The organism is Geodermatophilus arenarius, from assembly GCF_042654585.1.
GTDB classification, from domain to species: domain Bacteria; phylum Actinomycetota; class Actinomycetes; order Mycobacteriales; family Geodermatophilaceae; genus Geodermatophilus; species Geodermatophilus arenarius.
Genome location: NZ_JBHSGR010000019.1, coordinates 42,961 through 66,578, shown reverse-complemented (window position 1 = coordinate 66,578; position 23,618 = coordinate 42,961). Strand labels below are relative to the sequence as shown.

General features: G+C 75.4%; 25 protein-coding genes. 9 read left to right on the top strand and 16 right to left on the bottom strand.

The features are described 5' to 3' along the window. Positions 1-180 precede the first annotated feature (180 nt). On the top strand, positions 181-753 hold the full coding sequence (locus ACFO3M_RS16790; protein ID WP_387991229.1) for an NADPH-dependent FMN reductase: 573 nt from the start codon (positions 181-183) through the stop codon (positions 751-753). Positions 754-817: 64 nt separating this feature from the next. Here the strand turns inward: ACFO3M_RS16790 and ACFO3M_RS16785 are convergent, their stop codons facing one another. Continuing rightward, positions 818-1,345 (bottom strand): NUDIX domain-containing protein, encoded by a 528-nt coding sequence (locus ACFO3M_RS16785; RefSeq protein ID WP_387991226.1) that lies wholly within the window; start codon positions 1,343-1,345, stop codon positions 818-820. Between the two features lie 46 nt (positions 1,346-1,391). Between ACFO3M_RS16785 and ACFO3M_RS16780 the strand changes: the two genes are divergently transcribed. Further along, complete coding sequence (locus ACFO3M_RS16780) at positions 1,392-1,877, top strand: DnaJ family domain-containing protein (protein WP_387991224.1); 486 nt, start codon at positions 1,392-1,394, stop codon at positions 1,875-1,877. A 13-nt stretch (positions 1,878-1,890) separates the two neighbouring features. Here ACFO3M_RS16780 and ACFO3M_RS16775 read toward each other — a convergent pair whose 3' ends face one another. Then, a complete protein-coding gene (locus ACFO3M_RS16775; RefSeq protein ID WP_387991221.1) occupies positions 1,891-2,250 on the bottom strand; it encodes a nuclear transport factor 2 family protein in 360 nt (119 codons plus the stop codon). 21 nt (positions 2,251-2,271) lie between these two features. Further along, positions 2,272-2,670 carry a hypothetical protein gene (locus tag ACFO3M_RS16770; RefSeq protein WP_387991218.1) on the bottom strand — a complete coding sequence of 133 codons (399 nt, stop codon included), beginning with the start codon at positions 2,668-2,670 and terminating at the stop codon, positions 2,272-2,274. Positions 2,671-2,772: 102 nt separating this feature from the next. On the opposite strand from ACFO3M_RS16770, the gene ACFO3M_RS16765 reads away from it, so the two are divergent. Both ACFO3M_RS16765 and ACFO3M_RS16760 read left to right on the top strand, forming a co-directional pair. After that, a complete protein-coding gene (locus ACFO3M_RS16765; RefSeq protein ID WP_387991216.1) occupies positions 2,773-3,588 on the top strand; it encodes a helix-turn-helix domain-containing protein in 816 nt (271 codons plus the stop codon). Between the two features lie 36 nt (positions 3,589-3,624). Next, complete coding sequence (locus tag ACFO3M_RS16760) at positions 3,625-3,792, top strand: hypothetical protein (RefSeq protein ID WP_387991213.1); 168 nt, start codon at positions 3,625-3,627, stop codon at positions 3,790-3,792. A gap of 47 nt (positions 3,793-3,839) precedes the next feature. Here ACFO3M_RS16760 and ACFO3M_RS16755 read toward each other — a convergent pair whose 3' ends face one another. Further along, positions 3,840-5,717, bottom strand: a complete 1,878-nt coding sequence (locus ACFO3M_RS16755; RefSeq protein ID WP_387991210.1) for a hydantoinase B/oxoprolinase family protein — start codon at positions 5,715-5,717, stop codon at positions 3,840-3,842. Further along, on the bottom strand, positions 5,714-7,789 hold the full coding sequence (locus tag ACFO3M_RS16750) for a hydantoinase/oxoprolinase family protein (RefSeq protein ID WP_387991208.1): 2,076 nt from the start codon (positions 7,787-7,789) through the stop codon (positions 5,714-5,716). The genes ACFO3M_RS16755 and ACFO3M_RS16750 overlap by 4 nt, the downstream gene beginning before the upstream one ends. A 255-nt stretch (positions 7,790-8,044) precedes the next feature. On the opposite strand from ACFO3M_RS16750, the gene ACFO3M_RS16745 reads away from it, so the two are divergent. Further along, positions 8,045-8,905 carry a GGDEF domain-containing protein gene (locus ACFO3M_RS16745; protein ID WP_387991205.1) on the top strand — a complete coding sequence of 287 codons (861 nt, stop codon included), beginning with the start codon at positions 8,045-8,047 and terminating at the stop codon, positions 8,903-8,905. Between the two features lie 64 nt (positions 8,906-8,969). On the opposite strand, the gene ACFO3M_RS16740 is transcribed toward ACFO3M_RS16745, so the two are convergent. Together ACFO3M_RS16740 and ACFO3M_RS16735 are read right to left on the bottom strand one after the other, a co-directional pair. Then, positions 8,970-9,398, bottom strand: coding sequence for a DUF1707 SHOCT-like domain-containing protein (locus tag ACFO3M_RS16740; RefSeq protein WP_387991202.1), 429 nt, complete (start codon positions 9,396-9,398; stop codon positions 8,970-8,972). 56 nt (positions 9,399-9,454) lie between these two features. Continuing rightward, positions 9,455-9,868, bottom strand: a complete 414-nt coding sequence (locus ACFO3M_RS16735; RefSeq protein ID WP_387991199.1) for a MarR family winged helix-turn-helix transcriptional regulator — start codon at positions 9,866-9,868, stop codon at positions 9,455-9,457. A gap of 63 nt (positions 9,869-9,931) precedes the next feature. Here ACFO3M_RS16735 and ACFO3M_RS16730 point away from each other — a divergent pair, with 63 nt between their 5' ends. Beyond that, complete coding sequence (locus ACFO3M_RS16730) at positions 9,932-11,779, top strand: ABC transporter ATP-binding protein (protein ID WP_387991196.1); 1,848 nt, start codon at positions 9,932-9,934, stop codon at positions 11,777-11,779. Between the two features lies 1 nt (position 11,780). On the opposite strand, the gene ACFO3M_RS16725 is transcribed toward ACFO3M_RS16730, so the two are convergent. The 4 genes from ACFO3M_RS16725 to ACFO3M_RS16710 form a co-directional block, all read right to left on the bottom strand. Next, positions 11,781-12,881 (bottom strand): winged helix DNA-binding domain-containing protein, encoded by a 1,101-nt coding sequence (locus tag ACFO3M_RS16725; protein WP_387991193.1) that lies wholly within the window; start codon positions 12,879-12,881, stop codon positions 11,781-11,783. 54 nt (positions 12,882-12,935) lie between these two features. Further along, positions 12,936-13,766: an SDR family oxidoreductase gene (locus ACFO3M_RS16720; protein WP_387991190.1), complete on the bottom strand. Its 831-nt coding sequence runs from the start codon at positions 13,764-13,766 to the stop codon at positions 12,936-12,938. A 46-nt stretch (positions 13,767-13,812) separates the two neighbouring features. Then, on the bottom strand, positions 13,813-14,739 hold the full coding sequence (locus ACFO3M_RS16715) for a diguanylate cyclase domain-containing protein (protein ID WP_387991187.1): 927 nt from the start codon (positions 14,737-14,739) through the stop codon (positions 13,813-13,815). Between the two features lie 151 nt (positions 14,740-14,890). After that, positions 14,891-16,108 (bottom strand): EAL domain-containing protein, encoded by a 1,218-nt coding sequence (locus ACFO3M_RS16710; RefSeq protein ID WP_387991184.1) that lies wholly within the window; start codon positions 16,106-16,108, stop codon positions 14,891-14,893. 151 nt (positions 16,109-16,259) lie between these two features. On the opposite strand from ACFO3M_RS16710, the gene ACFO3M_RS16705 reads away from it, so the two are divergent. Together ACFO3M_RS16705 and ACFO3M_RS16700 are read left to right on the top strand one after the other, a co-directional pair. Beyond that, a complete protein-coding gene (locus ACFO3M_RS16705; RefSeq protein WP_387991182.1) occupies positions 16,260-16,895 on the top strand; it encodes a dihydrofolate reductase family protein in 636 nt (211 codons plus the stop codon). A gap of 71 nt (positions 16,896-16,966) precedes the next feature. Continuing rightward, on the top strand, positions 16,967-17,713 hold the full coding sequence (locus ACFO3M_RS16700) for a thioesterase family protein (RefSeq protein ID WP_387991179.1): 747 nt from the start codon (positions 16,967-16,969) through the stop codon (positions 17,711-17,713). A 31-nt stretch (positions 17,714-17,744) separates the two neighbouring features. Here ACFO3M_RS16700 and ACFO3M_RS16695 read toward each other — a convergent pair whose 3' ends face one another. Then, entirely contained in the window at positions 17,745-18,899 is a 1,155-nt protein-coding gene (locus ACFO3M_RS16695; protein WP_387991176.1) for an acyl-CoA dehydrogenase family protein, read from the bottom strand. Beyond that, positions 18,896-19,759 carry an HTD2 family dehydratase gene (locus tag ACFO3M_RS16690; protein WP_387991173.1) on the bottom strand — a complete coding sequence of 288 codons (864 nt, stop codon included), beginning with the start codon at positions 19,757-19,759 and terminating at the stop codon, positions 18,896-18,898. Before ACFO3M_RS16690 ends, ACFO3M_RS16695 begins: the two co-directional genes overlap by 4 nt. A 98-nt stretch (positions 19,760-19,857) precedes the next feature. On the opposite strand from ACFO3M_RS16690, the gene ACFO3M_RS16685 reads away from it, so the two are divergent. Next, the gene (locus ACFO3M_RS16685; RefSeq protein ID WP_387991171.1) at positions 19,858-20,934 is read left to right on the top strand and encodes an alkene reductase; all 1,077 of its coding nucleotides are present in this window, start codon (positions 19,858-19,860) and stop codon (positions 20,932-20,934) included. 85 nt (positions 20,935-21,019) lie between these two features. Here ACFO3M_RS16685 and ACFO3M_RS16680 read toward each other — a convergent pair whose 3' ends face one another. From ACFO3M_RS16680 to ACFO3M_RS16670, 3 genes are read right to left on the bottom strand one after another with little or no spacing between them, the layout of a single operon-like run. Then, positions 21,020-21,445, bottom strand: a complete 426-nt coding sequence (locus ACFO3M_RS16680; RefSeq protein ID WP_387991168.1) for a VOC family protein — start codon at positions 21,443-21,445, stop codon at positions 21,020-21,022. Continuing rightward, positions 21,442-22,302, bottom strand: a complete 861-nt coding sequence (locus ACFO3M_RS16675; protein WP_387991166.1) for a TcmI family type II polyketide cyclase — start codon at positions 22,300-22,302, stop codon at positions 21,442-21,444. The genes ACFO3M_RS16680 and ACFO3M_RS16675 overlap by 4 nt, the downstream gene beginning before the upstream one ends. Further along, on the bottom strand, positions 22,299-23,597 hold the full coding sequence (locus ACFO3M_RS16670) for a cytochrome P450 family protein (protein ID WP_387991163.1): 1,299 nt from the start codon (positions 23,595-23,597) through the stop codon (positions 22,299-22,301). Before ACFO3M_RS16670 ends, ACFO3M_RS16675 begins: the two co-directional genes overlap by 4 nt. Between the last annotated feature and the right edge of the window lie 21 nt (positions 23,598-23,618).

Sequence of the window (23,618 nt, the reverse complement as noted above, 5' to 3'; positions counted from 1 at the left end):
GGGGCGGGCACGCGCGCGCGTCGTCGGGCCGGTGCACTCTGCAACGATCCTGCCAGCACCCTCCCCTCACGTGAGGGTCGAGTCGGTGCGGTGCTCGTCACCCACGAGGGCGGAAGCGGTTGACCGCCACAACGGTTGAGTCTTCAACGAGTCGGTCCCGTCGTCGTCCCGGAGGTCCCGGTGTCCCGTCCCGTCCTGCAGGTCATCGCCGCCAGCACCCGTCCCGGCCGCCGGGGCATCGCCGTCGCCCGCTGGGTGCAGCGCCTCGCGCAGGAGCACGGCGGCTTCGACGTCGAGCTGGTCGACCTCGCCGAGGTGGGCCTGCCGGTGTTCGACGAGCCCGACCACCCGCGGCTGCAGCGGTACACCCACCAGCACACGAAGGACTGGAGCGCGACGGTGTCCCGCGCCGACGCGTTCGTCTTCGTGACCCCGGAGTACAACCACTCCTTCCCGGCGTCGCTCAAGAACGCCCTGGACTACCTGTCGGTCGAGTGGGCCGACAAGGCGGCCGCGCTGGTCACCTACGGCGGCGTCTCGGCGGGCCTGCGGGCGTCGTCGGCGGTCAAGCCGGTGCTCGGCGCGCTGCGGCTGCACACCGTCCCCGAGGCGATCTCCGTGCCGTTCTTCGCGCAGTTCCTCGACGACCAGGACGAGTTCGTGCCCAACGCCGAGCTCGAGGCCGGCGGCAAGGCGATGCTCGACGAGCTCGCCCGCGTCACCCCCGCCCTGCGCTCCCTCCGCGCCGCCTGACGGAGGACCCCGCCGCCCCCCACCGCTCGCACGCCCGCGGCGGGCCCCGGCAGCGGGGCCGGGGTCAGCTGCGGCGGAGCAGGAGCAGGGCCCAGGCGGCGAGCGAGGGGCCGTCGGTGAACCGGCCGTCGCGGACCATCGCCCGCAGCTCGGCCTCCGGCGTGAACGCCGCCACCATGTCGGCCTCGGTCACCTCGCGGGCGGTCGGGCCGGGCGTGAGGTCGGTGGCGAGCCAGACGTCGAACTCCTGGGTGGACAGCCCCGGCGCGAGGTCCGCGTGGCCCAGGTGCTCGAGCCGGCCGGCCCGCAGCCCGGTCTCCTCGGCCAGCTCGGCGCGGGCCAGCTCCTCGGCCGTCCCGCTGCTGCCGGCCGTCCAGGTGCCCTGGGGGAACTCCCAGGCCCGGCGGCCCACCGGGTGGCGGAACTGCTCGACCAGCCAGAAGCCGTCCCGCTCGGCCGCGATGACGACGGCGAAGTCCGGTTTCTCGACGACGGAGTAGACGCCGGTGGAGCCGTCCACCCGCTCCACGGTGTCCTCGCGCACCCGGATCCACGGGTTGCGGTAGACCTCCCGGCTGCCCGTCGTCCGCATGCGCGGCAGCCTCCCAGAGGCGGAGCATGGAGGCGGAGGTGGTGGGGTGACCCAGCGGAAGCCGCCCGGGGTGTCGTTCGAGACCTGGGTCGAGCGGCAGATCGGCCAGGCCCAGGACCGCGGCGACTTCACCGGGCTGCGCGGCGCCGGCAGGCCGCTGCCGGCCTTCGACCCGAACGAGACCGCCTACGACTGGGCGGTGGCCAAGGCCCGCCGCGAGGGCGTGGCGCCGGCGGACATGCTGCCGCCGGGCCTGGCGCTGCGCCGGGAGCGCGACGAACTGCCCGCGCGGGTGGCCGCGCTGCCGTCGGAGGACGCCGTGCGCGCCGTCGCCGAGGACTACAACGCCCGGGTCGAGGCCTTCTGGCGGCGGCCGGCGGAGAGCCGCTGGTCGCCGGTGCCGGGCCTGGCGGACGTCGACGCGCTGGTCGAGGGCTGGCGCCGCGACCGCCCGCCGCCGGCGCCCGAGCCGCCGGCCGCCCAGGTGCCGCCCACGCCGCAGCGCCGCCGCTGGTGGCAGCGGCGGCGCTGAGTCCCTCGCGAGATCAGGGCACGCGGTCGAGGAAGCCGAGCACGGTGCGGATGCGGCCGTCCCCGTCGGTCACGGCGACGTCGAACCCGGTGACCGGCGGCTCGGCGCCCTCCGGACCGAGGTGCCACGTGAAACGCACCTGGCCGTGGTGGGCGTCGGCGGGGCCGGCGAGCCGGAAGACGAAGCCCGGGAACTGTGCCTGGACGGCGGCGATGGTCGCGTCCAGTCCGTCGCGGCCGGCGACGTCGGCCAGCGGGTCGGTGTAGGTGACGTCCTCGGTAAACAGCGCCTCGACCAGCGCCCGCCGCGCGGCGGGGTCGGTCGCGTTCCAGGCGGCGAGGTAGCGGTCGGCGAGGTCGGGCGTGGCGGTCACGGTGGTCTCCTTCTCGTGGGGTCAGCGGGTGCGGAGGGCGGTGAGCTGCAGGGCGGCGAACCCGGCGACGACGGCGGCCTGGAGGAGCACCCAGACCGTCCCCGCGGCGGTGAGGTCGAAGCGGCCGGCGACGACGGCGACGACACTGCCGGCGGCCCACAGCGCGTTGGCGCCGACGACGACCTCCGCGGCGCCCCGCGGGACGCGCGGGCGGGCGGCGACGAGCGCGACCCCGGCGGCGAAGACGGCGAGGAAGGCGCCCAGCCCGCGCAGCGCCCCGGCGGGGACGCCGAGCAGGTCGGACAGCAGCGGCGCGGCGGCCAGGTAGGCCAGGCCGTTGGCGCCGGTGACGACGGCGTCCAGGCGCAGCGCCACGCGGAGCAGGTCGAGGGGACGGCGGGTGGGAACGGTCGTTGTCATGGCGGTGTTCGTCATGGCGACGACCGTGGCGCTCCCGGGGAAGGGCGTCGATTACCTCGCGGGTAGGCGACGCGGGGCGCGGTCGTCGCTAGCGTCCGCGCCGTGACCACCGCGGTGCGCCCGGACGTCGGGGAGCTGCTGCGCGGCTGGCGGCAGCGCCGCCGGCTGTCCCAGCTGGACCTGGCCAACGACGCCGGGGTCTCCGCCCGGCACCTGAGCTTCCTGGAGACCGGCCGGTCGCGGCCGAGCCGGGAGATGGTGCTGCGGCTGGCCGAGCGGCTGGAGGTGCCGCTGCGCGAGCGCAACGACCTGCTGCTGGCCGCCGGCTTCGCCCCCGCCTACGGCCGCCGGGGCCTGGACTCCCCGGACATGGCCGCCGTCACCCGGGCGCTGGACCTCGTGCTCGCCGCCTACGAGCCCTTCCCGGCGCTGGTGGTCGACCGGTCGTGGGAGCTGGTGACCGCGAACGCGAGCGTGGCGCCGCTGCTCGACGGCGCCGCCGCGCACCTGCTCGAGCCGCCGGTCAACGTGCTGCGGCTGAGCCTGCACCCCGAGGGGCTGGCGTTGCGGATCGCCAACCTGCCGCAGTGGCGGGCGCACGTCCTGCACCGGCTGGGCCGCGAGGCGCACCTGACCGGCGATCCGCAGCTCGCCGCGCTGCACCGCGAGCTGGCCGCGCTCCCCGGCGGCACCGACCGCTCGACGCCCGACGGCATCGCCGTCCCGCTGCGGATCCGCGCCGGCGACACGGTGCTGTCCTTCCTCAGCACGGTGACCACCTTCGGCACCGCCGTCGACCTCACCGCGGCCGAGCTGTCGGTCGAGGCGTTCCTCCCCGCCGACGAGGCCACCGCCGCGGCCCTGCGCGCCCCGTTCACCGGCGGCGAACCCGCGCCTGCCCGGGCGGTGGCGGGGTAGGGGACCGGCACGCGACGACGACCAGGGAGGCCGACCATGACCGAGGTGCCGGGCACCGACCGCGAGCAGGCCGAGGAGCAGGTGCTGGAGGAGACGCCGATCCGGCCGGAGGGCGTCGAGGAGGACACCTCCACGCAGGGCGACGAGGGCCAGACCGGCGACAGCGCCAAGCCGGGCGCCGGCAGCACCGACCCCGTCACCTGACCGGTCCGGGTGGCGGGAACGGCCGTTCCCGCCACCCGGAGCACGGCCTACAGGACGTCGAACTCGTTGGACGTCGCGCCGCCGGAGAGCAGCGCGTAGCCGGGGCCGCGGTCGAAGAACGGCTCGTCCCCGGTGCGGGCCGCGCGCATCTCGTCCCGCAGCACGGCGGTGGCAGCCTCGTCGGCCGACCCGTCCTCGAGCACGACCACGCCGTAGTCCTCGCGGGCGCCGGAGACGCTCACCTTGCGCCAGGCGACGTCGCGGAGGACCTCCTCCACCGGCCGGTCCAGCGGGTCGCCCCAGCCGCCGCCGCCGGTGGTGCGGATCCGCACCACCGTGCCGGCCGGCAGCGGTTCGGCGTCGGCCAGCGCGTCGACGTCGTGCTCGTCGGGGCCGCCGGGGTCGACGGTCACCTGGAACGGCCGTCCCGCGCGACCGCCGTTGACGCCCCAGCAGGACAGGATCGAGCGGTCGGCGATCGACATGAAGTGCGCGTCGCGCAGCACCCGGATGTGCTTCTCGTAGCCGCAGCCGCCGCGGTACCGGCCCGGGCCGCCGGAGTCCAGCGCCAGGCCCAGCCGCTCGACCCGCAGCGGGAAGCGGGACTCGGTGAACTCGGTCGGCAGGTTCCGCGAGTCCGGGACGACGTGGATGGTGTCCTCGCCGTCGGCGTAGTACCGCCCGCCCGAGCCGCCGCCGAGCACCTCGCGCATGAGGTAGGGGTTGCCGTCGAGGTCGGTGCCGTAGACGCCGGTGTAGCGGATCGTCTCCTGGTCGGCGGGCATCCGGCCGCCGGTGGCCTTGGCCAGCACGCCGGCCAGCACGCCGAGCAGCCGCAGGATGACGAACGTCCGCGCGTTGGTGGGCGCCGGGAAGACCGGCGTGAGCAGCGTGCCCTTCTCGGGGAAGCGCATCTCGATCAGCGGGACGACGCCCTCGTTGACGTCGAGCTCGGCCATCCGCTCGGGCGTCTCGGCGAGGTTGCGCAGGATCGGCGCCAGCCACTTCTTGAGGAAGTTGCCGTCGGCGTAGTCGCCGCAGTGGTTGATCGGGCCCTTGGCCTGCGGGCCGGTGCCGGTGAAGTCGATGACCAGCGGGGTCTCCCGCGTGGAGTCCATGGTCAGCGTGATCCGCTGGCGGTGGAGCTTGGGCTCCTCGACGCCGTCGTGCTCGGCGTAGTCCTCCCAGACGTAGGTGCCGTCGGGGATCTGCGACAGGATCTCCCGCCGGTACACCTCGGTGGAGTTGGCCAGGATCGCGTCGAAGCAGGCCTCGACGGCGGCCACGCCGTACCGGTCGAACAGCTCGCCCAGGCGCCGGGCGCCGGCCAGGCACGCGGAGCACTCGGCGTCGAGGTCGGCGGCCAGCGAGTCGGGCATCCGCGAGTTGCGGGTCATGATCTTCAGGGCCGACTCGTTCGGCACGCCGCGGTCCCACAGCTTGATCGGGGGGACCATCAGGCCCTCCTCGTACACGCTGGTGGCCGCGCTCGGCATGGAGCCGGGCACCGCGCCGCCGATGTCGTCGTGGTGGCCGAACGCCTGGATGAAGGCGACCACCCGGGGCTCGCCGGTCTCCGGGGAGGCCGCGAACACCGGGACGGTCACGCACAGGTCGGGCAGGTGGCCGATCCCGCCCTCGGACAGGTAGACGTCGTTGTGGAAGAAGACGTCACCGACGTTCATGGTCTCGATCGGGTAGTCGCGCACCACCGGGTGCACGAGCGCCGAGTACGAGCGGCCGGTGAGCTTGCGCAGCTGCCGGTCGTGGATGCCGGCGCGGAAGTCGTGGGCGTCGCGGATCATCGGCGAGCGCGACGTGCGCCCGATGGAGGTCTCGACCTCCTTCTCGATCGCGGCCAGCGTGCCGGCGACGATCTCGACGAGGACCGGGTCGGCCTCGACCGTGCCGTTCTTGAGGCTCATCGGTCCGACTCCTTGGTGAGCAGCAGGTTGCCGTAGGCGTCGACGGTGGCGGCGAAGCCGGGGTGGACCGGGACGGTGGAGCCGAACTCCTCGACGATCGCCGGGCCGCTGACCACGTCGCCGGCGCCCAGCCGGGTGCGGTCGTAGGTCGGGGTGTCCACCCAGTCGTCGAAGAACACGCGGCGCGACCCCGTGACGGCCCGGTCCGTCCCGCCCTCCCGCTCGGGCAGCCGGACGATGTCCGGGCGGCGGATCGGCCCGATGCCGCTGACGCGCAGGTTGACCCACTCGACGGCCTGGCGCGGGTCGTCGGCGAAGTCGTAGCCGTAGAGCCGGCGGTGCGCGGCGTGGAAGGCCTGCGCGACGTCCTCCGCGGCGGCGCGGTCGAGCTCGCCGTCGGCCACCGGGACGCGGACCTCGAACGCCTGGCCCACGTAGCGCAGGTCGGCGGTCCGCTGCATCCGCTGCTGGTCGCGCCCGAAGCCCTCGCCGTCCAGGGCGGTCCGCGCCTGCGCCTCGAGGTCGCCGAAGACCGCCTGCACGCGCGCCAGGTCCAGGTCGAGGTGCTTGGAGACGACGGTCTGCACGTAGTCGTTGCGGACGTCGACGGTGAGCAGGCCGAACGCGCTGACGTTGCCCGGGTTCGGCGGCACCAGCGTGCGGGGCAGGTTGAGGACGTCCATGAGCCGGCAGGCCAGCAGCGAGCCCGAGCCGCCGAACGTGGTGAGCGTGAAGTCGCGGACGTCGAGGCCCCTGGCGACGGTCACCTGGCGCAGCGCGTTGGCCTGGTTCCAGGCGGAGATCTCCAGGATCCCGGTCGCGGTGCGCTCGAGGTCCATGTCGAGCTTCCCGCCGAGCCGCTGGAGGCCCTCGCGCGCGGCCTCGACCGACAGCGGGATCTCGCCGCCGAGCAGGTGCGGGGGGATCCGGCCGAGGACGACGTGGGCGTCGGTCACCGTGGGCTGGTCGCCGCCACCGGGGTAGCACATCGGGCCGGGGTCGGCGCCGGCCGACCTCGGGCCGACCTTGAGCGTGCCCTCGGGCGACAGCCAGGCGATCGAGCCGCCGCCCGCGCCGACGGTGACGACGTCGATCATCGGGATCTTGCTCGGGTAGTCGCCGACCGAGCCCTCGGTGGTCAGCGCCGGCTCGCCGTCGACGACCACCGTGACGTCGGTGGAGGTGCCGCCGCCGTCGCAGGTGAGCACCCGGTCGAAGCCCGCCGTCCCGGCGATGAGCGCGGCACCCAGGGCGCCGGCCGCGGGGCCGGACAGCATCGTGGTGATCGGCTGGTGCACGACCTCGCCGGCCGACAGCACGCCGCCGTTGCTCTTCATGACGTAGAAGGGCACGCCCGGCGCGATCTCGTCGAGCCGGGTGCGGATGTTGGTGACGTAGGCGCCGACCCTCGGCTTCACGGCGGCGTCGACGAGCGTGGTCACCGAGCGCTCGTACTCGCGGTACTCGCGCAGCACCTGCGAGCTGATGCTGACGACGGCGTCCGGGTGCTCCTCGCGGATCACGTCGAGCATGCGGCGCTCGTGGGCGTCGTCCGCGTAGGCGTGCAGGAAGCAGACGCCGATGGTGGTGATGCCGGCGTCGCGGAAGAAGCGGGCGGCGGCGCGGGCGTCGTCCTCGTCGAACGGCCGGACCTCGGCGCCGGTGTGGTCCAGCCGCCCGCGCACGGTGCGCACCAGGTCGGCCGGGACGATCCGCGGCGGCTTGACCCAGAAGTAGCTGTTGCCGTAGCCGTCGGGCACCGACTGGCGGGCGATCTCGAGCACCGACTCGTAGCCCTCGGTGGTGACGAACCCGATCCGGTCGAGCCGGCCCTCGAGCAGCTGGTTGGTGGCGACCGTCGTCCCGTGGCTGACCGCCGTCACCGCGGAGCCGTCCAGGCCCATGAGGCCGAGCACCTTGCGGACGCCGGCCAGGAAGCCCTCGGCGGGGTCGGCCGGGGTGGACGGCGTCTTGGTGGTCGTCGTCCGGCCGGTCTCCTCGTCGACGGCGACGACGTCGGTGAACGTGCCCCCGGTGTCGATCCCGATCCGCACCCGGCGCGCCGCTGCCATGGGTCGATACCTTAGCGCTGAGGGATCTCGGCGGGAAGGGACGCGCGGCGGGTCGGGAGACCGTGTCGGGGGACGGTGAGCGATCCGGGGCGGTCGCGGAACCGGACGGTCCGGGACCGTACCGATCGACGGTTGTCGGCAGGTCGTGTTGTGATCGCCTGTGCGGGGCGCCCGGTCCCGCCGGCGCGGGGAGGGAGGGGCCCGGGGTGCACGGCGGCTGCGGGGACGGCTCCTCCGGGGTCCGGTAGCGACCGGGTGGACGCCCGGCTGGCGCACGAGTTTGTGGAGGGCACCGACGCCCTCGTCTGCGTCGTGGACGGGGAGGGCCGCATCCTGCTCGCCAACCCGGCGCTGCAGCGGTTCACCGGGCGGACCCTCGACGAGCTGGTGGGACGCTCGTTCGCCGACGTGTGGGTGGTGCCGGAGCACCGCGCCCTGGCCGTGGACGCCGTCGGGCGGGCCGTCGCCACCGGCCGGGCGTTCCCGCAGGAGGGCGACTGGCTGACCGCGGACGGCACCCGCCGCCTGATCTCGATGCAGAACAACGTGCTCACCGGCGCCGACGGCCGCCCCTACGCGGTCGCGTGCGTCGGCATCGACGTGACCGACCAGCGGCGGCGGGAGGCGGTGCTGTCGGAGCGGGCGCGCACCGACCGGCTCACCGGGATCCTCAACCGGGGCGCGTTCTTCGAGGAGCTGACCGCCCGCCTGGAGCCGGCGGCCGACCGCGACTGCGGGGTCCTGTTCTGCGACCTCGACGGGTTCAAGGTGGTCAACGACGTGCACGGGCACGCCGTGGGCGACGCGGTGCTGGTCGAGGTCGCCGCCCGGCTGTGTGCGGAGGCCGGACCCGACGGGGTCGTCGCCCGGTTCGGCGGGGACGAGTTCGTGGTCCTGCGCCCCGGCTGCGACGAGACCGCGCTCGACGACCTCGCCGCCGCGGTGCGCGAGCGGGTCGGCGCGCCGGTGCCCACCGCGGCCGGCCCGGTGGTGGTCGGCGTCAGCGTCGGCGGGGCGCTGGGCCGGCCCGGCGCCGCGCCGGACGAGGTCATCGCCCGGGCCGACCGCGCGATGTACGGCGCCAAGACCCGCCAGCGCCGCCGCTCGGAGCGGTGAGGGACACCGTCCCTGTCGTCGCTCGCAGGCCCGCGGCGAGCCTCCGGGCGGGGCCGGAGGAGCCCTATCCCCTGGGCCGGCCGATCCCGGTGGCGTAGAGGACGGCGAGGACCGCCCCGGACGGGGCGAACCAGATGAACCACGGGTAGGCGGGGTCGCCGTTGCCGAGGGAGACCAGCAGCCAGACGACGACGTTCACCGCCACCGCGGCCGCCCACACGGTGGTGAGCACCCGCATCGCCGTCCCGCCGCCGGTGTCGGAGAACACCCGGTGCCGCGGCGCCGGGGGCGGCGGGGACGGCGGCTCGGGCAGGTCGCGGGTGGTCCGCTCCAGCTCGCCGCGGGTGCGGGCGGCCCAGACCGCCGCCACCCGCTCGTCGAACTCGTGCAGGTCGAGCTGGCCGGCGCCGACCGCCCGGTGCAGCCGGTCCTGCACCGCCCTCCGCTCGACGTCGGAGACCCGCAGTTCCTCGGCCCGCACCGGCTCGCCCATGCGCCCGATCGTGGCACCGCCGGACGCCCCGCGGGGTCCGTCGAGCGGTGGACCGTTCACTCCGCGACGGCGCGCAGCAGGCGGGCCAGCTCCGCGCGCTCGGCGGCGGACAGCCGGGCGAACAGCTCACGGGTGTCCGCGCGGCGGGCGGCGTCCACCTCGCCCTGCACCCGGCGCCCGTCGGCGGTCGCCCGCAGCAGCACGGCGCGGCGGTCGGTCGGGTCCGGCGTGCGCTCCACCAGGCCCCGCTCCTGCAGGGCGTCGGCCACCTCGGTCGCCGAGCGGGGCGCGATGTGCAGCGCCTCGGCCAGGTCGGACAGCCGCACGCCCTCCTGGAGGACCACCACGCGCAGGGCCCGCGCCTGGTGAGGGGACAGCGCCCACGGGGCCAGGACGTCCCGCCAGCGCCGGCGCTGGGTGCGGGCGGCGCGCATCACCAGCTCGCCGAGCTCGACGCCCTCGTCGTCCACGGGGGAATGCTACCGATGACAGTGTGGTTACCGGAACGTGAGGTAGCCTCAGCAACCACGGAGGTGGTCACCATCGAGGAGACGGGGAGTGGACGCGGGAGGGGCGGGTCCGGGCGGACCGTCGATCCCGCGGACCGGGCGCAGCTGGAGCGCGCGCCGGTCTCGCTGCGCCGGGTCGCGGCGCTGTTCCGCCCGTACCGCTGGCAGGTCGGGACCGTGGTGGCGCTCATCGTCGCCTCCTCGGTCGTCGCGCTGGCGACGCCGTTCCTCGTCCGGCTGGTCATCGACGAGGCCCTGCCCCGGCAGGACGTGCGGCTGCTGGTCCGGGCGGTCGCCGGCATGGTGGCCGTCACCGGGGTGACCGCCGTCCTCGGCGTCGTGCAGACGTGGCTGTCCACGACCGTCGGGCAGCGGGTCATGCACGGCCTGCGCACCGCCGTCTTCAGCCACCTGCAGCGCCAGTCGCTGGGCTTCTTCACCCGCACCCGCGGGGGAGAGGTGCAGTCGCGGCTGACGAACGACATCGGCGGCATGCAGTCGGTGGTCACCTCGACGGCGACGTCGCTGGCGGCCAACGCCACCACCGTCGTCGGCACGGTGGCCGCCATGGTGGCGCTGTCCTGGCGGCTGTCCCTGCTCTCCCTGGTCGTGCTGCCGCCGGCGATCGCGCTGACCCGCAAGGTGGCGCGGATGCGCCGCGCGGTCACCGCCCAGCGACAGCGGCACCTCGCCGACCTCCACGGCCAGGTCGAGGAGGGGCTGTCCGTGAGCGGCGTGCTGCTGGGCAAGACCCTCGGCGCCGGCCCCGCCGCCTCGCGCCGGTTCGCCGCGACGTCGGCGGACCTGGTCGGCCTCGAGGTGCGCTCGCAGCTGGCCGGCCGCTGGCGGATGGCCTCGATGAGCGTCGTGTTCGCCGGGATCCCCGCGCTGGTCTACCTGTTCGCCGGGCTGCCGGCGACCTCGGGCGGCATGACCATCGGCACGCTGGTCGCCTTCACCGCGCTGCAGGGGACGCTGTTCCGCCCGCTCATGGGCCTGCTCGACGTCGGCGTCTCGGTCACCAGCTCGATGGCGCTGTTCAGCCGGGTGTTCGAGTACCTGGACCTGCCGGTGGAGATCGACGACCCGGCGTCCCCGGTCGAGCTGGACCCGGCGGCGGTGCGCGGCGAGGTCCGCTGGGAGGGCGTGGACTTCACCTACCCCGACGGCGCCCGCCCGGCGCTGGCCGGCGTCGACGTCGCCGTCCCCGCGGGCACGACGCTGGCGCTGGTGGGCGAGACCGGCTCGGGGAAGTCGACGATGGCCTCGCTGGTCGCCCGGCTGGCCGACCCGACCGCCGGCCGCGTGACGATCGACGGCGTCGACCTGCGCGACCTGCGGCTGGCCACGCTCGCGCAGGTGGTCGGCGTCGTCTCGCAGGAGACGTACCTGCTGCACGCCACGGTGCGGGAGAACCTGCGGCACGCCCGGCCCACCGCGACCGACGCCGAGATCGAGGCCGCCGCCCGCCGCGCCCAGGTGCACGACGTGATCGCCGCGCTGCCCGACGGCTACGACACCGTCGTCGGCGCCCGCGGGCACCGGTTCTCCGGCGGGGAGAAGCAGCGGCTGGCCATCGCCCGCACGCTGCTGCGCGACCCGCGGGTCCTGGTGCTCGACGAGGCCACCAGCGCCCTGGACACCGCCACCGAGCGGGCGGTGCAGGCGGCGCTGGACGAGGCGCGCCGTGGCCGGACGACGATCACGATCGCGCACCGGCTGTCCACGGTGCGGCACGCCGACCGGATCGTCGTCCTCGAGGCCGGCCGGGTGGTGGAGTCCGGCACGCACGCGGAGCTCGTGGCCCGCGGTGGCCGCTACGCGGGGCTGGTCGCCGCCGGCGACGCCGCCGACGACCTGCTCGCCGCCTGACTCAGGCGGTCTCCACCGCCTTCAGCGGGACGCCGCGGAAGGCGGCCAGCCGCTCTGCCTGCTCCTCGATCCCGGCCCGGGCGGCGGGGGAGAGGCGGGTCCACGGCTCGACGGCGACGGTCAGCGTCCTCCCGGCCGTCCGTGGCCGCCAGACGCCGGCGATCCCGCCGTCCGCGAGCACCGCGCCGGGCCGGCCGAGCACCGGCCACATCGCCTTCCGGTGGCCGGCGTCGGGGACCAGCGTCCCGCGGTCGCGGGCCTGCAGGAACAGGTCGAAGGGGCCGAGCAGGCGTACGCCCCGGGGCGTCGGCGCACCCAGCCGGCCGGCGTCGTCGGCCGGCAGCCAGCGGCGCTGCCCGTCCACCTCCACCTCGACGACGTCGTCCGGCCAGTGCGCCTTCACGTCCTCGACCGGCGCGTCGAGGTAGCCGGCCACGTGCTGCGGCGTCGCCGGCCCGAGCAGGTGCAGGTACGCGCGGACGACGTCGAGCCGGTCGGGGACGGTGTCCTGCGGCGCGAGGCCGGGCACCGGCTGCAGCACCGGCGGGGAGGTGCCCGGCTGCAGCTCCAGGCCGGCCCGCAGCGCGGCCAGGCGGAACGGCTGCTCGTAGAGGTGTACCGCGTCGCAGGGGCGGCAGTACCGGTTGTAGGGACCGGGGTCGTCGTCGCGGGCCAGGGCGTCGGACACCGCCCGCGACACCTCGCCCTTGACCGTCGGCGCGGTCACGATCTCGCGCATCCGCCCGGCGATGGTGTCCAGGGCGGTGAGCACGGGGATGCCGGCCGCCTTGAGCGGCCTCGCGGCGTCGTGGACGCGCTTGGCGGCGTCGGCCTCGGAGAACGGCGCGGTGACCGCGGCGACGGCGGGCAGGTCGGCGCGGCGGTACAGGTGCGGGGCGCCGCGCAGCGTCCACGCGGTGGCCAGCTCCGCGTCGTCCGGCACGACGCCGCGGATCGCCAGCGCCCACAGGCCGCCATCGGGCCCGGTGTCCTGGACGCCGAGGTCGAGGACGGCGGTGTCGGCGGCCGTCCCGGCGTCGCGGTCGAGCTGCTGGGTGGTGACGCGGTACGCGAGGACGTCGTCGGCGGTCGCGGTCGGCACGCCGCGGACCCTAGGGCCGGCCGGGGACGGACGGTCCGTCCCCGGCCGGGGAGGTCAGTCGCGCCGGCCGTGCGCGGCGACCGACAGCGGCTCCCAGCGCCGCCACTCGGCGAGCCGGGACTCGTAGTCGCGGGTGGCGATGGCGAGCGGGCCGTCGCCGAGGAACACCCGCAGCGGCGGCTCGTCGGCGTCGACGAGCTGCAGGACGGCGTCGCGGGTGGCGACGGGGTCACCCGGGTTCCCGGCGCGGGCCCTCCGCTGCTCGGCGGCCTTCTCGCGGAAGGCGTCGTAGGCGGGGAGGGGCTCGGCGTGCCTCGCCGACGAGCCGCCCCAGTCGGTGCCGTAGGCGCCCGGCTCGATGATCGTCACCCTGATCCCGAAGTCGGCGACCTCGGCGGCCAGCGACTGGCTGAACGCCTCGAGCGCCCACTTGGAGGCGTTGTAGACGCCGATGTTCGGGAAGGCGCTGATGCCGCCGATCGAGGAGACCTGCAGGACGTGCCCGGAGCCCTGTGCCCGCATGACCGGCAGCGCGGCCTGGGTGATCCACAGCGCGCCGAACAGGTTGGTCTCGAACTGGGCGCGGGCCTCGGCCTCGGAGACCTCCTCGATCATCCCGAACTGGCCGTAGCCGGCGTTGTTCACGACGACGTCGAGGCGGCCGAACCGCTCGGCGACCTGCCGGACGGCGGCGACGCCGGCCTCGCGGTCGGTGACGTCGAGCCGCAGCGGCAGGACGGCGTCGCCGAAGCGCTCGACGAGGTCGTCGAGGGCGGCGGTGTCCCGCGCGGTGGCCGCGACGGAGTCGCCGCGCTCGAGGGCGGCGATCGCCCACTCGCGGCCGAAGCCGCGGGACGCGCCGGTGATGAACCAGGTCTTGGGCATGCCGGCGACAGCGCCGCCGCGGGACGGGGTGTTCCCGGCCGGGAGGTCAGCGCCGGCCGCGGCGGACGCTCTTCACGCCGTACATGGCCATGTCGGCGCGGTTCATGACGGTGTCGGGGTCGTCGCCGGGGCCGCCGGTCGCCGTCCCGGTGCTCACGCCCACCCGGACCTCGCCGTCGGCGACGTCGAACGGCTCCCGCACCGCCGCCTCGATCCGGTGGGCCCGGGCGGCGGCCGCGCCGGGGTCGATGCCCCGGGAGACGACGACGAACTCGTCGCCGCCGAGGCGCGCGACGACGTCGTCCGGGCCGGCGAGCGCGCGCAGCCGCCCGGCGACGGCGACCAGCAGCCGGTCACCGGCCGCGTGCCCGAAGCGGTCGTTGACCGCCTTGAAGCCGTCGAGGTCGCAGAAGACCAGGCTGCACCCGTCGCCGGTCTCGACGTGCAGGCGGGCGGCGAGGACGGCGAACAGCGCGCTGCGGTTGGCCAGGCCGGTCAGCGGGTCGGTGACCGCCTGCTGCCGCACCTGCGCCTCCCGCTCGCGGTGCGCGGTGACGTCGATGCCGATGAAGGCGACGGCGTAGGGGGTGCCGTCGGCGCGGGTCAGCACGCTGGTCTGCAGCTCGACGCGGCGCTGCCGGCCGTCGCCGGTGCGCCAGTCGACCTCGCCGGGGATCGCCGGCCGGCCGGACAGGACCATCGCCACCGCGGCGCGGGCCAGCTCGACCTCCTCGGGGAGGGTCACCACCTCCCAGAACGGGACGCCGACCAGCTCGGCGGCGCTGCGGCCGGTGAAGCGCTCGAAGGCGGGGTTGGCCAGCAGGACCCGCCCGTCGCCGTCGCAGACGAGCACGAGGGCCGCCGTCGCCTGGACGGCCGCGCGGGCCAGGCCGTCGAGGGCGGTGGGGGTGACGGAGACCGTCGCCGTCCGCGGGGTGCCGCCGGACGGGGACGGCCGTCGGGATGCGTGCACGGTCGATCTCCTCGGGAGGGTTCTGTCCCCCCTTCATCGGCTCGGGGGACCGGTTGCTCGCGCGCGCATCCCCCGTCGGGGGTGCCCGCGCCCTTGGTGGTGGCGTGCTCGACGGCCGCACCCGCTGCGCCGGCCGCCCGGCGCCTGAGGGTCAGGCGGGCTGGTGCTCCGCGGCCCGGGGCGCGGGGACGGCGGGGCCCACCGGGGACAGCGCCTCCGGCGGGCCGGGGCGGCCGTAGTACCAGCCCTGGCCGAGGTCGACGCCCAGGTCGCGCAGCCGGACGGCCTCCTCCGCCGTCTCGATGCCCTCGGCGACCACCGTCACGCCGCAGCCGTGCCCGAAGGTCACCAGCGACTCGACCAGCTTGGACAGCACCGGGTCGGTGTCCAGGCCGCTGACGATGCTGCGGTCCATCTTGATGACGTCGGGGTCGGTCACCACGATGTGCCGGAGCGAGGAGAAGCCGGCGCCGACGTCGTCGATGGCCAGCCGCATGCCGGCCGCGCGGAAGGGCACCAGCGCGGTGGTGAGCGCGTCGTAGTCCTCGACCGGGTCGTGCTCGGAGAGCTCGAGCAGGACGCGGTCGTGGGGCAGGTCGCCGAGCAGCGTGGCGAACCCCGGGGTGAGCAGGGTCTGCGGGGACACGTTCATCGCCACGTAGCCGCCGACCCGGTCCAGGTGGGCGGCCGCGCCGCGGAGGGCGAGCAGCTCCACCTCGGAGCCGCGGCCGACGCTGTGGGCCTCCTCGAAGACGACGTCGGGCCCCTTGCCCCACTCGCGGGGGAAGCGGCTGAGCGCCTCAGCGCCGACGCGGGCGCCGGTGACCAGGTCGACGATCGGCTGCAGGACGACGTCCGGGCCGCCCGCGGCGACCAGCGGGTCGAGCCGGCCGTCGATGTCGTCGCGGCGCTGCCGCTCGCGGACCTCGGGCTCGATGATCACCGACGCCGCCGACGCGAGGACCTGCATCAGCGCCTCGTCGCGGCGGGTGAGCTCCTTGTCCGAGGTGAAGCCGAAGGCGCAGAAGGTGCCGTAGAGGCTGCCGTCGGAGAGCGTGACCGGCGTCGAGACGTAGCTGCGGATGCGGGGGATGCGCGCCGAGGGCAGCGACATCGCCAGCGGGTAGCGCGTCACGTCGTCGATGACGGCGGGCAGCTCCCCGTCGAGGATCGCCTGGCAGAACGAGGTGTCCTGGGCGATCTGCGCCTTCTCCCGCACGAGCACCGGCACCCGGGTGTCGACCACCTCCAGGTGCTGGGTGGTGCCGTCCAGGCGGCTGAGGAACGCCACGCTCATGTGCAGCGACGTGCGAGCCGTCCGCAGCAGGTCGGCGATCTGCTGCTCGGCGTCGGTGCGCTGACGGGTCATCGGGTGCTCCTCGTCCGGTGGGGGTGACGACCTCCCATCGGCGCCGGTCGTGCACAACTGGAGCGGGCCCGACGGGACTCACCCGGACCGATGAGTCCCGGCGCCGCCCGCCGTCTGCACCTCCGACCGCACCACCCCGGAGGAGAGACCGATGCGCCCGCTCACCGTCACCACGTTCCTGACCCTCGACGGCGTCACCCAGGCCCCCGGCGGGCCGCAGGAGGACCCGTCCGGCGGCTTCCCCTACGGCGGCTGGCTGGTGCCCTTCGCCGACGAGGCGATGGGGGAGCAGATGGACGCCTGGTTCCGTCCGGCCGAGGACTTCCTCCTGGGCCGGACGACGTACGAGATCTTCGCCGCGCACTGGCCGCACGTGGACGCGACCGGTGACCCGGTGGCCCAGGCGCTGCAGACGAAGACCAAGCACGTCGCGTCCCGGACGCTGACCTCGCTGGAGTGGTCCACCGCCCGGCTGCTCGGCACCGACGTGCCGGCCGCCGTCCGGGAGCTCAAGGCCGCCGACGGCGGTGAGCTCCAGGTGCACGGCTCGATCGGGCTCGTGCAGACGCTGCTGGCGGAGGACCTGGTCGACGAGCTGCGCACCATCGTCTTCCCGGTGGTCCTCGGCACGGGCAAGCGGCTGTTCGAGGGCGGCGCCGCGCCGCGCACCTGGGAGCTGGTCTCCTCGACGACCACCTCGACCGGCGCGGTGATGACCGCCCACCGGCGCACCGGCGAGGTGGCCACCGGCTCCTTCGCGCTGGAGGACGCGGACACCACGGTTTGACATCCGTACTCACGGGTGTACGGTCCTCCCGTCTCGGTTGGACAATCCAACCGGGACGGGAGGAGGGACCCGTGACCGTCGTCGCTCTCGAGGCGCCGCTCGTCTTCGACCCGTCCTGGCGGTCGTTCACCCACGTGCAGGGCGGCCTGGTGGCCGGGCACCTGATGGCCGCCGCCGCGGACCGCACCGGCGCCGCGCCGCGGGCGGTCACCGCCCACCTGCTCGCCGGGGTGGAGCCGGGGGTGGAGACGGCGGTCGACGCCGTCCCCGACCGCACCGGCACCACCGGCAGCGTGCGGGCCACGATGAGCCAGCGGGGCCGGGTGCTCGCCGTCGCCCAGGTGCTCACGCTGGCCCGCCCGGCCTCCCCGGTCTCCGAGAGCGCCCCGCCGGCGCCCGGGCCGACCGTGCGCGAGGGCGTCCCGTTCCGGCTGCCGCGGGAGTTCGTGCCGATCGCCGACCACACCGAGATCCGCGCGCTCGGCACCTCCCGACCGCTGGCCGGCGGGCCCGAGCCGCGGCTGTCCGCGTGGGTGCGCATCGACGGCGACCTCGAGCCGCTGGTCCAGCTCGGCGTGCTGCTCGACGCGCTGCCGCCGTCGCTGTTCGCCGTCCGCACCACGCCGGCGGTGATGCCGACCGTCGAGCTCACCGCGCACCTGGCCGGCCCGCCGCCGGGGACCGGCGCGTGGGTGCGGATCGACCAGGTCACCACCTGGGCCGACGCCGACGTCGCGGTCGACGACGCCGAGCTGCGCGCCGTCGACGGCTCCCTGGTCGCCCGGGCCCGCCAGACCCGCCGCCTGCTCGCGCGCTGAGCGGCGCGGCTCGCGTCCCGCGGGAGCGCCGTCAGTCCAGGCCGCCGCGGGCCACGAGCTGGCGGGCGATGACGTCGCGCTGGATCTCGTTGGTGCCCTCGCCGACGATCATGAGCGGGGCGTCGCGGAAGTAGCGCTCGACGTCGAACTCCGTGGAGTAGCCGTGCCCGCCGTGCACCCGGATGGCGTCCAGCGCCACCTTCATCGCCGTCTCGGACGCGAACAGCTTGGCCATGCCGGCCTCCATGTCCGACCGCTGCCCCGACTCGTGGCGCTCGGCCGCGTACAGGACCAGCTGGCGGGCGGCGGTGAGCGAGGTGGCCATGTCGGCGAGCAGGTTGCCCACCGCCTGGTGCCGCCAGATCGGGCGCCCGAAGCTCTCCCGCTCCTGGGCGTAGCGCAGCGCGTCGTCGAAGGCCGCCTGCCCGACGCCGAGCGCCCGCGCCGCCACCTGGATCCGGCCGGTCTCCAGCCCGGTCATCATCTGCGCGAACCCGCGGCCCTCCACCCCGCCGAGGACGGCGTCGGCCGGTGCCCGGTACCCGTCGAAGACCAGCTCGCAGCTCTCCACGCCCTTGTAGCCGAGCTTGGGCAGGTCCCGCGACACGGTCAGGCCGGGACCGTGCTCGACCAGCAGCACCGACACCCCGCGGTGCCGCGGCTGCGCCTGCGGGTCGGTCTTGCACAGCAGCGCCACCAGCTGCGACCGGCGCGCGTTGGTGATCCACGTCTTCGCGCCGTCGACGACCCAGCCCTCGCCGTCCCGCCGCGCGACGGTGCGCATCGCCTGCAGGTCCGACCCGCCGCCGGGCTCGGTGAGCGCCATCGTCGCGCGCACCTCGCCGGTGGCCATCCGCGGCAGCCAGCGGTCCTGCTGCTCCCGCGTCCCGAACGCCCGCAGCAGCCCGGCGACGACGGTGTGCCCGCCCATCGCCCCGGCAAGCGACATCCACCCGCGCGCGAGCTCCGCGGTGACCAGCGCGTAGCAGGGCATCGACACCGGCGCCCCGCCCCACGGCTCCGGGATCGCCAGGCCGAAGACGCCGAGCTCCTTCATCCGCCCGATCAGGGCCTCCGGGTACTCGTCCGCGTGCTCCAGCTCGCGCGCCACCGGCCGGACCTCGCGGTCGACGAAGGCGCGCACGGTGGCGACGACGTCCCGCTCCTCCGGGCTCAGCGCGGTCACCGGCGGGCCTCCGCGAGCACCGCGGTCCCGGTGACCGACGCCGGCTGCCCCACCGCCGCCGCGGTGAGCGCGAACCGGTCGCCGTCGAGCCGGCCGGTCGCCCGCACCGGCGTGCCCGCGTACGCCGGCCGGGTCAGCCGGTGGCCGAACGACGTGACGGACCGGTCCGGGGTGTGCCGGCGCGGCACCTCGAGCAGCAGCAGGGCGAGCAGCGGTCCGTGCACCACGAGGCCGGGGTGGCCCTCGACGCCGGTGGCGTAGGGCTGGTCGTAGTGGATGCGGTGCGCGTTGTAGGTCAGCGCGCTGAACCGGAACAGCAGCGGCGGGTCGGGCAGCACCTCGACCACGTGGTCGCCGTCGACGGCGGGCGACCCGGCGCCCGCCGGGGCGGGGGACGCGCCGGCCTCCTGGGAGCGGTAGACGACGTCCTGCTCCTCGGTGACCAGCAACGCGCCGTCCGCCCGGTACTCGCTGCGCACGGTGACCAGCAGCACCTCCCCGCTCCGGCCGGCCTTGACCTCGCACCGGGCCAGGGACGACGTCCGCTCGACGACGGCGCCCACCCGCAGCGGCGCGGCGACCTCCATCCGCCCGCCGGCGATCATCCGGCGCCGGTGCGGCAGCGGCGGGAGGAAGTGCCCGTCGCGGGGGTGGCCGTCGTCGCCGAGGTCGGCGGTGGCCGGCCGGTCGAGGAAGGTGAACCAGTGCCAGCCCGGCGGCAGCGGGTCGCCGTCGGCGAGGGGCGGCGCGGGCCGGTCGAGGACGGCGGCGAACGCGGCCGCGGGTCCGGGCAGGACCGGCGCGGCGTCGGTCAGCGGGCCCGGGGACCAGCCCGCGACGGCGTCGGACAGGAGGGACACGGCGTCATCGTGCCGGGTCACCGGCCGAGGGCACAGCGCCGCCTGTGACGCCGCCCGCATCCCGGAATGGCCCGGTCCCGCGGGGTGTCGGAACACCCGTGGACCTGTTCTCTCCCGTGAAGCTCGGCGACCTCGAGCTCGCCAACCGCGTGGCCATGGCGCCGCTGACCCGCATGCGATCCGGCAAGGAGGGTGTCCCCGGCGACCTCGTCGTCGAGCACTACGCGCAGCGCGCCTCGATCGGCCTCATCGTCACCGAGGGCACCTACCCGACCCACGAGGGCCAGGCGTTCGTCGGCCAGCCCGGCATCGTCACCGACGAGCAGGTGGCCGGCTGGCGCCGCGTCGCCGACGCCGTGCACGCCCGCGGCGGCCGGATCGTCGTGCAGGTGATGCACGGCGGCCGCGTGACCCACCCCGACGTCAACGGCGGCCGCCGCGTCGTCGCCCCCAGCGCCATCGCCATCCAGGGCGAGGGGCACACCGAGAAGGGCAAGCAGCCCTACCCGGTGCCGCACGCGCTGACCACCGACGAGGTGCGCCAGGTCGTCCGCGACTTCGTCCGCGCCGCCGAGCGCGCCGTCGAGGCCGGCCTCGACGGCGTCGAGATCCACGGCGCCAACGGCTACCTGCTGCACGAGTTCCTGTCCCCGGCGTCCAACGTCCGCGACGACGAGTACGGCGGCTCCCCGGAGAACCGCGCCCGCCTGGTGGTGGAGGTCGTCACCGCGGTGTCCGAGGCGATCGGCGCGGGCCGCGTGGGGCTGCGCATCTCGCCGGAGCACGACATCCAGGACGCCCTCGAGACCGACCGCGAGGACGTGCGCGCGACCTACGGCACGCTGGTCGACCAGCTGCGCCCGCTGGGCCTGGCCTACCTCTCCGTGCTGCACCGCGAGCCGGCCGGCGACCTGGTCCAGGAGCTGCGCAGCCGGTTCGGCGGGCACCTGATGGCCAACAGCGGCTTCGGTTCGGTCACCACCCGCGAGGAGGCGCTCGCGCTCATCGAGGCCGCCCACGCCGACGTCGTCGCCGTGGGCCGGGCGGTCATCGCCAACCCCGACCTGGTCGAGCGCTGGGCCGGCGAGCACCCGGAGAACGAGATCCGGCCGCACCTGTTCTACGCGTCCGGCGCCGAGGGCTACACCGACTACCCGGCGCTGCGCGCCGGCTGAGACGCCGCACGGACCGGGACCCCGGGTCCCCCTCCGCTCCTGGGAGGGGACCCGGGGTCCCGGACCGTGCTGCTCGCGCCGGGTGTCAGCCGGGCCGCCGCGCACCCCCGGACGGGAAGTCGGCGGCGGGGTGCCGGTCGGAGCTGATGCCGAGCACGTTGCCGAACGGGTCGACGACGGCCACGCTGACGATCGGTCCGTGCGGCGTGAGCGGGATGTACTCCTTGGCGCCCATCGCGGTGAGCCGGTCGAGGACGGCCTCGAGGTCGTCGACCCGCCAGTACCCGACCGCGCCGCCGGTGCCCGGCGTCATGCCCGGCGGGGCGAAGGCGAGGTCGGCGATCGCCAGCGACGTCCCCCCGTCGACGGTGAACGTCGCGTAGCTGGGCCGCCCGCTGGGGCCGGGCCGGGTGAAGCGGGGCCCCGAGCCCAGCAGCTCCGTGTACCAGGCGACGGCCGCGGCCACGTCCTCGGCCCAGTAGGTGAGCGTGGCGATCCCGCGCAGGCTCACGCCGTCCCCTCCCGCGGCGTGGGCACCGGGTCCCCGGGCGCCCAGTCCGGTGCCGTCCAGCGGTGGAACACCCGGGCCACCGAGTCGCGCGGGCTCTGCCACGTCTCCGGGCGGTACGGGCTGACGTAGGGGGCGAGGTCCTGCATGACCTTGGCGAAGGCGGGCCGCATCGACTCGTGGTTCTCCCGCACGGCCGCGGCCTTGACCCGGTCCTGCTCCAGGAGGTGCACGAAGACGTCCTCCATCGAGTAGAGCCAGCGACCGGTGACGCCGGTCTCCGTCGGCAGCCCACCCGCGTCGGACGCGGCGAACACGCGGGCGATGTCCTCCTCGGTGCCCGGCCGCATCCGCTGGACGATCACGGTCATCTCCCGGTCGGGGGAGACCTCGCCCTCGGGCAGCCAGGTGTAGAAGTGCTTGGCCACCGAGTGCGACGGGTTCTGCCAGTAGCTGGGGTAGGGCGTCACGTAGGGCGCGATGACCTCGGCGATCTGCTGGAACGCCGGCAGACCGCGGCGCTGGCCGGAGACCTCCGGGTCCTCCTTGCGCTCGATGACGTGCAGGTACAGGCCCTCGTACGAGAGCAGGATCCGCCCGACGACGCCGAGGTCCTGCGGCCGGGTCGTCCGGTCGTAGTAGGCGAACACCGGCCCCACCTTGTCCTCGCTGCCGGGGACCATCCGGCAGACGATGACGTTGCGGAACGGCCGCCAGGAGCCGGAGGACCAGCTCGCGGGGGCCGTGGCCGTGGTCGCGAACTCGACCGTGTCGTTCGCCCACGGCGGTTCCGTGGGCGTCGAGGTGGCGTCGGCGGCGGGGTCTGCCGAGGGCGTCGCCGGCGGCGTGGTCTGGGTCATCGGGTGCCTCCTGGGGTGGGTGTGGGGGTGAAGCGCAGCGGCAGTGCGAGCAGACCGCGGAAGGCCGAGGCGGCAGGCAGCCACTGCAGCTCCTCCACGGGGACGTCGAGGCGCAGGTCGGGCAGCCGCAGCAGCACCTGCCGCAACGCCGTCGTCGCCTCCAGCCGGGCCAGCGCGGTGCCCAGGCAGTAGTGGATGCCGTGGCCGAAGGCCAGGTGCTGGGTGGGACCGCGCCCCAGGTCGAGGCGGTCGGGGTCCTCCGTGAGCGCCGGGTCGTGGTCGGCCGAGCTGAGGACGACGGTCACGATCGAGCCCTGCGGGATGGTCACGCCGCCGATCTCGAGGTCCTCGGTGGCGAACCGGAAGCTCGACACCGGCACCGACCCGTCGAAGCGCAGGAGCTCCTCCACGGCGTCGGGCACCCGGTCGAGGTCGGCGAGCAGCGCGGCCAGCTCCTCGGGGTGGGTCAGCAGCGCGACGACGGCGTTGCCGAGGAAGTCCGACGTCGTCTGGTAGCCCGCGAACAGCAGCAGGAAGCAGGTGGAGACCAGCTCCGCCTCGGACAGCCGGCCGTCGCCGTCGCGGGCGGCGATCAGACCGCTGACCAGGTCGTCGCCGGGCCGGGCGCGCTTGGCCGCCACCAGGCCGGTGAAGTAGGCGTGCAGCCGCTCCTGGGCCGCGCCGATCGCCGCCCGGTCCTCCTGCGGACTCCGCCCGCCGGTGCCCACGGTCCGGATCACCTGCGTGCCGGCGAGGATCTCCTCGTGGTCGGCCTCGGGGATGCCGAGCAGGTCGCCGATGACCGCCAGCGGCAGCCGCAGGGCGAACTCGTCGACGAACTCGGTGGACCCGCGCGGCGCGATCCGGTCGAGCAGCCCGGCGACGATCTGCTCGACCCGCGGGCGCATCGCCTCGATCCGCTTCGGGGTGAACGCCTGGGTCACCAGGCGGCGCAGCCGGGTGTGCTCGGGTGGGTCGGAGTTGAGCATGTTGGTGTTGATCTGCCGGGCCTTCTCGCCGAACACCGCGAGGTAGGTGTCGCCGGCCCGGTACAGGTCCTTGGACAGCCGCGGGTCCGACAGCGCCTGGCGGGCGTCGGCGTACCGGGTGACCAGGAACGAGTCGAAGCGGGGGGTGCGCACCTTGACCACCGGGCGCTCGGCGCGCAGCCGGGCGTAGACCGGGTAGGGGTCGGCGCGGAACTCCGGGGTGTAGATCTCCTGGCCCGGGACGACGTCGTCCGGGGGCGCGGTGTCCGGGGGTGCGGCCGGTCGGGGCTGCGCGGTCTGGGTCATGTCGGCTCCTGGGGGTGGCGG

Excerpts from the sequence above, each read along its gene's own strand:
- ACFO3M_RS16785 (WP_387991226.1), bottom strand. The coding sequence starts at position 1,345 with ATGCGGACGACGGGCAGCCGGGAGGTCTACCGCAACCCGTGGATCCGG.
- ACFO3M_RS16770 (WP_387991218.1), bottom strand. The coding sequence starts at position 2,670 with ATGACAACGACCGTTCCCACCCGCCGTCCCCTCGACCTGCTCCGCGTG.
- ACFO3M_RS16760 (WP_387991213.1), top strand. The coding sequence starts at position 3,625 with ATGACCGAGGTGCCGGGCACCGACCGCGAGCAGGCCGAGGAGCAGGTG.
- ACFO3M_RS16755 (WP_387991210.1), bottom strand. The coding sequence starts at position 5,717 with ATGAGCCTCAAGAACGGCACGGTCGAGGCCGACCCGGTCCTCGTCGAG.
- ACFO3M_RS16750 (WP_387991208.1), bottom strand. The coding sequence starts at position 7,789 with ATGGCAGCGGCGCGCCGGGTGCGGATCGGGATCGACACCGGGGGCACG.
- ACFO3M_RS16740 (WP_387991202.1), bottom strand. The coding sequence starts at position 9,398 with ATGGGCGAGCCGGTGCGGGCCGAGGAACTGCGGGTCTCCGACGTCGAG.
- ACFO3M_RS16720 (WP_387991190.1), bottom strand. The coding sequence starts at position 13,766 with ATGCCCAAGACCTGGTTCATCACCGGCGCGTCCCGCGGCTTCGGCCGC.
- ACFO3M_RS16710 (WP_387991184.1), bottom strand. The coding sequence starts at position 16,108 with ATGACCCGTCAGCGCACCGACGCCGAGCAGCAGATCGCCGACCTGCTG.
- ACFO3M_RS16705 (WP_387991182.1), top strand. The coding sequence starts at position 16,260 with ATGCGCCCGCTCACCGTCACCACGTTCCTGACCCTCGACGGCGTCACC.
- ACFO3M_RS16675 (WP_387991166.1), bottom strand. The coding sequence starts at position 22,302 with ATGACCCAGACCACGCCGCCGGCGACGCCCTCGGCAGACCCCGCCGCC.
- ACFO3M_RS16670 (WP_387991163.1), bottom strand. The coding sequence starts at position 23,597 with ATGACCCAGACCGCGCAGCCCCGACCGGCCGCACCCCCGGACACCGCG.